Source organism: Kitasatospora sp. NPDC036993 (assembly GCF_055607525.1).
Genome location: NZ_JBVJRP010000013.1, coordinates 227,062 through 236,028, shown reverse-complemented (window position 1 = coordinate 236,028; position 8,967 = coordinate 227,062). Strand labels below are relative to the sequence as shown.

Sequence of the window (8,967 nt, the reverse complement as noted above, 5' to 3'; positions counted from 1 at the left end):
CGATGGTACTGCAGGGGGGACCCTGTGGGAGAGTAGGACGCCGCCGAACAATTCTTCCGAAAAGCCCCTGATCCCAACGGATCAGGGGCTTTTCGCATTTCCGGTGACGTATCGTCAGGGCATGGACGATCAGACAGCGGTCATTGCGGACGATGTGCTCCGGCCCGAGCAGCGCGACGGCGCCCTGCGAGTTCTGGCGGACGCCCAGGCAGTGGACGGCCGGGCCGCCGTGTCCGAACAGGGCCGGCTCCGGTTGCGCAACGCCGAGACGCCCCGCCCGGGCGTGACCCACCTCGTCGAGACCGGTCCCGAGGCCGGACCCGTCGTCGGCTACGGCCAGCTCGAAGTGCCGGAGGACCCGACCGCCAACCCCGCCGCCGAGCTGGTGGTCGACCCGACCGCCCGTGGCCGCGGTCTGGCCCGTCCACTGGTGGACGCCGTCCTGGCGCAGGCCCACCGGGCGGGGCGCGACGCGGTGGACTTCTGGGTGCACGGCGGCCACCCGGCGGCCCGGCACCTGGCCGGGGCCTACGACGCCGAGCTGGTCCGTGAGCTGCGGCAGATGCGCCGCACCGGCGCGCAGACCGAGGAGGTGGCCGTCCCCGAGGGCATCGAGCTTCGCACCTTCCGTCCGGGGGAGGACGACGCCGAGTGGCTGCGGCTGAACGCCCTGGCCTTCGCCCACCACCCCGAGCAGGGCTCCTGGACCGGCCAGGACCTGGCCGAGCGGATCGCCGAGCCCTGGTTCGACCCGGCCGGCTTCTTCCTCGCCACCCGCGCCGGCACGGTGGTCGGCTTCCACTGGACCAAGGTGCACCCGGCGACCGCCACCGAGCCCGAGCTCGGCGAGGTGTACGTGGTCGGGGTGGACCCGGCCGAGCAGGGCAGCGGTCTCGGCCGCGCGCTGACCGCGGCGGGCCTGCGTCACCTGACCGGCACCGGCCCCGGCGAGCGCGGACTGGAAACCGTCCTCCTCTACGTCGACGCCGACAATCCAGCCGCCGTGCGCGTCTACGAACGACTGGGATTCACCGTTCACGAGGTGGACCTCATGTACCGGGCCCGGTACCGGGCGGACCGGTCGGCCTAGCCGTCGCGTCCGCGGGGCCGCCGCGACCGCGGACCGGTTCTCCGGGCCTTTCGACTCTGTCGGCCGCGGCCGGGAGAGCACCCGGACGGTCCGCGGGCGAGGGGCGGGACGACGACACCCCTTGCCCCGACCGACTCAGCTTTCCTCCTGGCCATGCGGTGTTTACCGTGGATTCAATTGCTGCCGCGAAGATCACAGGATGAAGTCCGTAGTGTCTCGCTCGTGCAGAGTCGACCGCCACGCACCGGCCGGTCCTGTACGGACCGCACCCGGAGGGTGGGTGCTGTCCCCGGGCTCGGTCCGGGGCGAGGGCGACGGCCCGCAGAGCCATACGCGTCCGGACGCCGTCCTGCTGCTGGAGGAGCTGGAGCCCATGAGCATCCCCCGCCCCGTCTCTGCCCCGCTGTCGCCGACGGCCCGGATGTCCAGTGCGCTGGGCATTCCACCGGAGCTGCCGGCCGCGGACGAGGAGGAGTTCGAAGCGTTGCCGCAGGGCCGCTTCCTCGACCGCGAGCGCAGTTGGCTCGCGTTCAACGAGCGCGTCCTGGAGCTGGCCGAGGACCCGGGCATCCCGCTGCTGGAGCGGGCGAAGTTCCTGGCGATCTTCGCGAGCAACCTGGACGAGTTCTTCATGGTCCGGGTGGCCGGCCTCAAGCGCAGGATCGCCACCGGCGTCGCCCAGCGCAGCGCGTCCGGCCTCCAGCCGCGCGAGGTGCTGGACCTGATCTGGACCCGCTCGCGCGAGCTGATGGCCAGGCACGCCGCCGCGTTCCAGCAGGAGGTGCTGCCGGACCTCGTCGCCGAGGGCATCGAGGTGGTCCGCTGGTCGGAGCTGGCGGAGAAGGAGCAGGCCCGGCTGCACACGCTGTTCCGGCAGAAGATCTTCCCCGTCCTGACCCCGCTGGCCGTCGACCCGGCGCACCCCTTCCCGTACATATCGGGACTCTCGCTCAACCTGGCCGTGGTGGTGCGCAACCCGGTCTCCGGCCACAAGCACTTCGCGCGCGTCAAGGTGCCGCAGTCGCTGGCCCGCTTCCTGGAGGCCTCGCCCCAGCGGTACGTCCCGCTGGAGGACGTCATGGGCGCGCACCTGGAGGAGCTCTTCCCGGGGATGGAGGTGCTGGCCCACCACGCCTTCCGCGTCACCCGGAACGAGGACCTGGAGGTGGAGGAGGACGACACCGAGAACATCCTCAAGGCCCTGGAGAAGGAGCTGATGCGGCGGCGCTTCGGCCCGCCGGTCCGGCTGGAGGTCGAGGAGTCGATCGACCCGTACATCCTGGACCTGCTGGTGCGGGAGCTGAACATCACCGAGGCCGAGGTCTTCCCGCTGCCCGGGCCGCTGGACCTGACCGGGCTGTTCGGCATCGCCGACCTGGACCGGCCCGAGCTCAGGTACCCGAAGTTCGTGGCCGGTACGGCCCGCGGGCTGACCGACGTCGAGTCGGCCTCCCAGCCGGACATCTTCGTCGCGATGCGCGAGCGCGACGTCCTGCTGCACCACCCGTACGACAGCTTCTCCACCTCGGTGCAGGCCTTCCTGGAGCAGGCCGCCGCCGACCCGGACGTGCTGGCGATCAAGCAGACCCTGTACCGCACCTCCGGTGACTCGCCGATCGTGGACGCGCTGATCGACGCGGCCGAGTCCGGCAAGCAGGTGCTGGTGCTGGTCGAGATCAAGGCGCGCTTCGACGAGCAGGCCAACATCAAGTGGGCCCGCAAGCTGGAGGAGGCCGGCTGTCACGTGGTGTACGGCCTGGTCGGGCTGAAGACGCACTGCAAGCTCTCGCTGGTGGTCCGGCAGGAGGGCGACACCCTGCGCCGCTACTCGCACGTCGGTACCGGCAACTACCACCCGAAGACGGCCAGGCTGTACGAGGACCTCGGTCTGCTCACCTCCGACCCGCAGGTCGGCGCGGACCTCTCGGACCTGTTCAACCGGCTCTCCGGCTACTCGCGCCGCGAGTCCTACCGCCGCCTGCTGACCGCCCCGCGCGGCCTGCGCGACGGGCTGGTCTCGCGGATCCACAACGAGATCGCCCACCACAGGGCGGGCCGCCCGGCGTACGTGAAGCTCAAGGTCAACTCGATCGTCGACGAGGCCCTGATCGACGCGCTGTACCGGGCCTCCCAGGCCGGGGTGCCGGTGGACGTCTGGGTGCGCGGGATCTGCGCGATCCGTCCGGGCGTGCCAGGGCTGAGCGACAACATCAGGGTCCGCAGCATCCTGGGCCGCTTCCTGGAGCACTCCCGGGTCTTCGTGTTCGGCAACAACGGCGATCCCGAGGTCTGGATCGGCAGCGCCGACATGATGCACCGGAACCTGGACCGCCGGATCGAGGCGCTGCTGAGGATCACCGATCCCGCGCACCGCACCGAGCTGTCCGGGCTGATCGACCTCGGGATGTCGGACGAGACCGAGTCCTGGCACCTGGGGCCGGACGGCGCGTGGACCCGCCGCTCGCAGGACGGCGAGGGCGGGCAGCTGCGGCACGTCCAGGACCTGCTGATCGACTCGCGCCAGCGCCGCCGGGCCGCCACCTCGCGCTGACGCGTCCACGGATGCGAAGCCGCCGGAACAGCAAGGGGACCTGTTCCGGCGGTCGGCCACCAGCTCCGGGGGACCGCCCCGGGGGAACGGGGATCTACCACGCCATGACCGAAGCGCCGATGACGGCCCAGGCGGCCTCCACAGCGACCGCCGGGGACATCCTTTCCCGCCACCTCACCGTCCAGGCCGGCGCCTTCCTGCGCGCGCTGCCGCTGGCGGTGGGCGAGGTCGGCGCCAGACCGGGGACGGCCTCGGTCGTCCCGTCGGCCGGCACCTCGGACCTGCTGCGGTCCGTGCGGCGGGTCGGCGGGCTGCTGCACACCTTCGGCTCGGTCTTCGAGCAGACCTGGGCGCAGGAGTCGCGCACCGAGCTGCGCTGGCTGCTCAACCTGCTGGCGCTGGAGCCCGGCTACGTCCGCCGCTCGGCCCGGCTGCTGGGCGCGCTGGACTCGCTGAGCGGCACCGACCCGGACGGGACGGGCATGCTGGCCGGCCACGCGGGCGCCCCCAAGGCGCGGGCGCTGCTGGACCGGCAGCTGACCCTGGCCAGGACCAGGGCGCACTCCACGGTGCTCCAGGAGCTCCGCTCCGCCCGGCTGCACGCGCTGGCGGACCGGATGACCCTGCTGGTCGGCGAGACGCCGCTGCTGGAGTCGGCGGGCGGCCGGGCCCCGGCGGTGCTGCTGCCGCAGGCCGCCGCCGCGTTCGCGGCGCTGTCCGCGGGTGCCCAGCAGCTGCCGCTGCACCGGGCCGCGACGCCGTACGGCGGGGACGGGATGCGCCGGCTGGGCATGGTGCCGGCCTCCCGCGGCGCGACGGACGCGGACACCGCGCTGGCGGCCGACGACGCGCCCTGGGCCCGGCTGCGGATCCTGGTGAAGCGGGCCAGGTACGCGCTGGAGGTGTGCGGCCGCGCGTCCTCCGAGCTGGACGAGCTGGACGTGGTGCTGGCCAGGCAGCAGGAGGCCGCGGACGCCGCGGTCACCGCCGCCACCGCGGCACGCACCCCGCGGATCACCCCGGCGACCGCGTACGTGCTGGGCGTGGTGCACGCCGACCAGCGGCTGGAGGTGGAGTCGGCGCGGTACGCCTTCGGCCGGCGCTGGCCCGAGCTGCCGCCGGGCCCGGACGGCTGGCTGGACCTCCTCCCGGCCGATGCCTGGGGGCACGCGGCCGCGCCGAGGACGGTCTGAGGTGTCCGGGCTGGGCGAACACCCCGGCGGCGGCCTGGCGGAGGCCCAGGCCGCGCCCGGGAGGGGGCACGCCTCGGTGGTCCTGGCGGCGGGCGCGGTGCTGTGGCTGCCCGGCCGGCTGAAGAAGAGCGGCCGGCTGGGGCGGCCCCGGATCGCGGTGATCCACCGGCCGAAGTACGACGACTGGAGCCTGCCGAAGGGCAAGCTCGAAGCGGGCGAGGGCGTGGTCGACGCGGCGCTGCGCGAGGTCAGGGAGGAGACCGGCTTCCGCTGTCTGCTGGGCCCCGAGCTGCCCGCCCGGCACTACCGGGTGCAGGGCCGTCCTAAGGAGGTCCGCTACTGGGCGGCGGTGCCGGCGAGCGGGTCCTTCCGGCCGAACCGGGAGGTGGACCGGCTGGAGTGGCTGCCGGCCGGGAAGGCGCGTGCGCGGCTCACCCACGACCACGACCGGTCGTTGGTCGACGCCCTGCTGGCGATCCTGGGGGCGAAGCCGGTGCGGGCCGCGGGGGCGGCGCCGGTGAAGGAACAGTGGAAGTGATCTTCCCGCGCCCTTGCCGTGACGCAACCGTTACTACCTGACGTAGTTTCCTGTCATCCCTCCGAGGTTCACTCTACGTTCACTTGTGACCGGCTGACGTGTCACTTCCCCGGCCTAACTTCGGGACCACCGGAGGGCCGGACAGGCCCCGGACCACAGCAAAACCCGCGTCGGGCCGTACCCGTACGGCCTGCGCAGAGGGCAATGCCACAGAAAGGGACACCCCTGTGAAGCTCCAGCGGAACGGCCGCTCCAAGGCCCTCGCGATCGGTGCCATGGCGCTCGTCAGCTCGCTGTCGCTCGCCGCCTGCGGGTCGGACAACAACAACACGACCGCGGCCGGCGGCTCCAGCGGCTCCGCCGCGGCCGGCGGCGCGATCAACTGTGGCAAGCCCGGTTCGCTGATCTCGGCCGGTTCGACCGCGCAGGGCGCCGCGATGGACGTCTGGAAGACCAGCTTCGCCGCCGCCTGCTCCGGCACCACGATCAACTACCAGGGTGGCGGCTCCGGCGCCGGCATCCAGCAGTTCAACCAGGGCAAGATCCAGTTCGCCGGCTCCGACTCGGCCCTGAAGCCGGCCGAGGTCGAGGCCTCCAAGGCGGTCTGCACCGGCGGCCAGGGCATCGACCTGCCGATGGTCGGCGGCCTGATCTCGCTGGTCTTCAACGTCGACGGCGTCGACAAGCTGGTCCTGGACGGCCCGACCTCCGCCAAGATCTTCGACTCGCAGATCACCAAGTGGAACGACCCGGCGATCGCCGCCCTCAACCCGGGCGCCAAGCTGCCGGACGCGGACATCCAGACCTTCCACCGCTCGGACGACGCCGGTACCACCGAGAACCTGACCAAGTACTTCGCCGCCGCCGGCGGCGGCGCCTGGTCCTACCCGGCCGGCAAGGCCTGGGCGGGCAAGGGCGGCCAGTCGGCCAACGGCAGCGCCGGTGTCTCGGCCCAGGTGAAGCAGGTCAAGAACTCGATCAGCTACGTCGAGCTGGCCTACGCCCAGACCAACAGCCTGAAGAGCGCCGCGATCAACACGGGCGCCTCCAAGCCGGTCGAGGCCACCGCCGAGAACGCCGCCTCCACCATCGCCAAGGCGCAGGCCGCCGGCACCGGCAGCGACCTCGCGCTGAAGCTCGACTACGCGACCAAGGAAGAGGGCTCCTACCCCCTGGTCCTGATCACGTACGAGATCGTCTGCGACAAGGGCAACAAGGCCGAGACCCTCGACACCCTGAAGTCCTTCCTGACCTACACCGCCAGCGAGACGGGTCAGAAGGCCGTCGGCGAGAAGGGCTACGTCCCGCTGCCGAAGGCCGTCACCGACAAGGTCAACGGCGTCATCGCCACCCTGGCCTGACCCGACAGGACCCCCGGTGGGGCGGCCCCGTGAGCGAGGGGGGCCGGGGTCGCCCCACCGGAACGGACCACATCCAGCACCACGTCCGGGGCACCGCCGCCATGGTGCCGACCCCCTTCCCGGGGCGGCACCACCAGACCGGAGTAGACCAATGACTTCATCCTCCCCTGCCGCCCCGCGAGGCAGGGAACGCCGGCCGCGCGACAGCCGGGTCGGCGACAAGATCTTCATGAACCTCGCCCGGGGCTCGGGCATCCTGCTGCTGGTCATCATGGCCGCCATCGCCGCGTTCCTGACCTGGCGGTCGGTCCTGGCCCTGAGCACCAACGAAGGCAACTTCCTCACCAGCTTCGAGTGGACGCCGGACGCCCCGAAGCCCGTCTTCGGCATCGCCGTCCTGGCCTTCGGCACCATCGTCAGTGCCGTCATCGCGATGGCGATCGCCGTCCCGGTGGCGATCGGGATCGCGCTGTTCATCTCGCACTACGCACCGCGCCGGATCGCCCAGCCGTTCGCCTACCTGGTCGACCTGCTCGCCGCCGTCCCCAGCATCGTCTACGGCCTCTGGGGTGCGCTCTTCCTGGTGCCCCACCTGGACGGCCTGACCAGCTGGCTCGACGAGTACCTGGGCTGGACGTACATCTTCGACCAGACCAGGACCGGCACCCCGCGCAACCTGTTCACCGTCGGCATCCTGCTGGCGATCATGGTCCTGCCGATCATCACCGCGGTCTCCCGCGAGGTGTTCCGACAGGTGCCGCGGATGCACGAGGAGGCGGCGCTCGCGCTCGGCGCGACCCGCTGGGAGATGATCCGCACCGCGGTGCTGCCGTTCGGCCGCCCCGGCATCATCTCGGCCTCGATGCTCGGCCTCGGCCGCGCGCTCGGCGAGACCATCGCGGTCGCGGTGGTGCTGTCCGCCAGCAACGTCCTGTCGCCGCACATCCTCGACGCGGGCGGCGGCACCTTCGCGCAGAACATCGCGCTGAAGTTCGCCGAGGCCGGTGACAACGGCCGCAACGCGCTGATGGCCTCCGGCCTCGTCCTGTTCGTCATCACCCTGCTGGTGAACGGTGCCGCGCGACTGATCATCGCCCGCCGCAAGGAGTACTCGGGGGCCAACGCATGACCGTCACCGACATCGTCGAGGACGCCCGGCCCGTCGGCCGTCCACTGACCGCCAACCGCCTGCCCACCTGGGCCCCGGCCGCCGTCGCCGCCGGCTCGATCGCGCTCGGCTGCGGGATCGGCCTGGTCGGCGGCCTGGAGAGCCACCTCCAGTGGGGCCTGATCTCGGCCCTGCTCTTCCTCCTGATCAGCTACGCCCTCTCGGCCGGGATCGAGGGCCGCCGGCAGGCCAAGGACCGGTTCGCCACCTCGGTGGTCTGGGTCGCCTTCATCCTGGCCGTCGTCCCGCTGGTCGCCCTGACCTTCTACACCGTCCAGCAGGGCCTCGACGTGGTCGACGCCGACTTCCTGGGCCACTCCATGAAGGGCGTGATCCAGTCCGGGCCCGGCGGTGGCATCTACCACGCGCTGATCGGCACCCTGGAGCAGGTCGGCCTGGCCACCGCGATCGCCGCCCCCATCGGTCTGCTGACCGCCGTCTACCTGGTCGAGTACGGCCGCGGCACGCTCGCCAAGGCGGTCACCTTCTTCGTCGACGTCATGACGGGCATCCCGTCGATCGTCGCCGGTCTGTTCATCCTCTCGCTCTGGAACCTCGCGCTGGGCTTCGGCTACTCCGGCTTCTCGGGCAGCCTCGCGCTGGCGATCCTGATGATGCCGGTCGTGGTCCGGTCCACCGAGGAGATGCTGAAGCTCGTCCCGAACGAGCTGCGCGAGGCCTCGTACGCGCTCGGCGTGCCGAAGTGGAAGACCATCCTGCGGGTCGTCCTCCCCACCGCGATCGGCGGCATCACCACCGGTGTGATGCTCGCGGTCGCCCGCATCACGGGCGAGACCGCCCCGGTGATGATGCTGGTGTTCGGCGCCGACTACATCAACAACAACCCGTTCGACGGACCGCAGCAGTCCCTGCCGATGTACATCTGGACGCAGTACTCGCAGGTGAACAACGACTACGGCTACGCCCGTGCCTGGGGTGCCGCGCTGGTGCTGATCGCCTTCGTGATGGGGCTCAACCTCATCGCCCGGGGCATCGCCCGCTGGCGCTCGCCCAAGGGCGGGCACTGAGCGACCGACTGACGTACGAGACAGACGAGAGAAGCAAC

General features: G+C 71.6%; 7 protein-coding genes. All 7 read left to right on the top strand.

What is annotated here, in order from left to right; translation table 11 throughout:
• Positions 1-121: 121 nt before the first annotated feature.
• A complete protein-coding gene (gene mshD / locus ACZ7C5_RS27370) occupies positions 122-1,090 on the top strand; it encodes a mycothiol synthase (protein ID WP_470323639.1) in 969 nt (322 codons plus the stop codon).
• A 373-nt stretch (positions 1,091-1,463) separates the two neighbouring features.
• On the top strand, positions 1,464-3,641 hold the full coding sequence (locus ACZ7C5_RS27365; RefSeq protein WP_401088884.1) for an RNA degradosome polyphosphate kinase: 2,178 nt from the start codon (positions 1,464-1,466) through the stop codon (positions 3,639-3,641).
• Positions 3,642-3,745: 104 nt separating this feature from the next.
• On the top strand, positions 3,746-4,834 hold the full coding sequence (locus ACZ7C5_RS27360) for a CHAD domain-containing protein (protein WP_470323638.1): 1,089 nt from the start codon (positions 3,746-3,748) through the stop codon (positions 4,832-4,834).
• A gap of 1 nt (position 4,835) precedes the next feature.
• Positions 4,836-5,372, top strand: coding sequence for an NUDIX hydrolase (locus ACZ7C5_RS27355; RefSeq protein WP_470323637.1), 537 nt, complete (start codon positions 4,836-4,838; stop codon positions 5,370-5,372).
• Positions 5,373-5,599: 227 nt separating this feature from the next.
• Positions 5,600-6,733, top strand: coding sequence for a phosphate ABC transporter substrate-binding protein PstS (pstS, locus tag ACZ7C5_RS27350; RefSeq protein WP_401088541.1), 1,134 nt, complete (start codon positions 5,600-5,602; stop codon positions 6,731-6,733).
• A 151-nt stretch (positions 6,734-6,884) separates the two neighbouring features.
• Positions 6,885-7,862 carry a phosphate ABC transporter permease subunit PstC gene (gene pstC / locus ACZ7C5_RS27345; protein WP_401088543.1) on the top strand — a complete coding sequence of 326 codons (978 nt, stop codon included), beginning with the start codon at positions 6,885-6,887 and terminating at the stop codon, positions 7,860-7,862.
• Positions 7,859-8,929 (top strand): phosphate ABC transporter permease PstA, encoded by a 1,071-nt coding sequence (pstA, locus tag ACZ7C5_RS27340; protein WP_401088545.1) that lies wholly within the window; start codon positions 7,859-7,861, stop codon positions 8,927-8,929. Before pstC ends, pstA begins: the two co-directional genes overlap by 4 nt.
• Positions 8,930-8,967 lie beyond the last annotated feature (38 nt).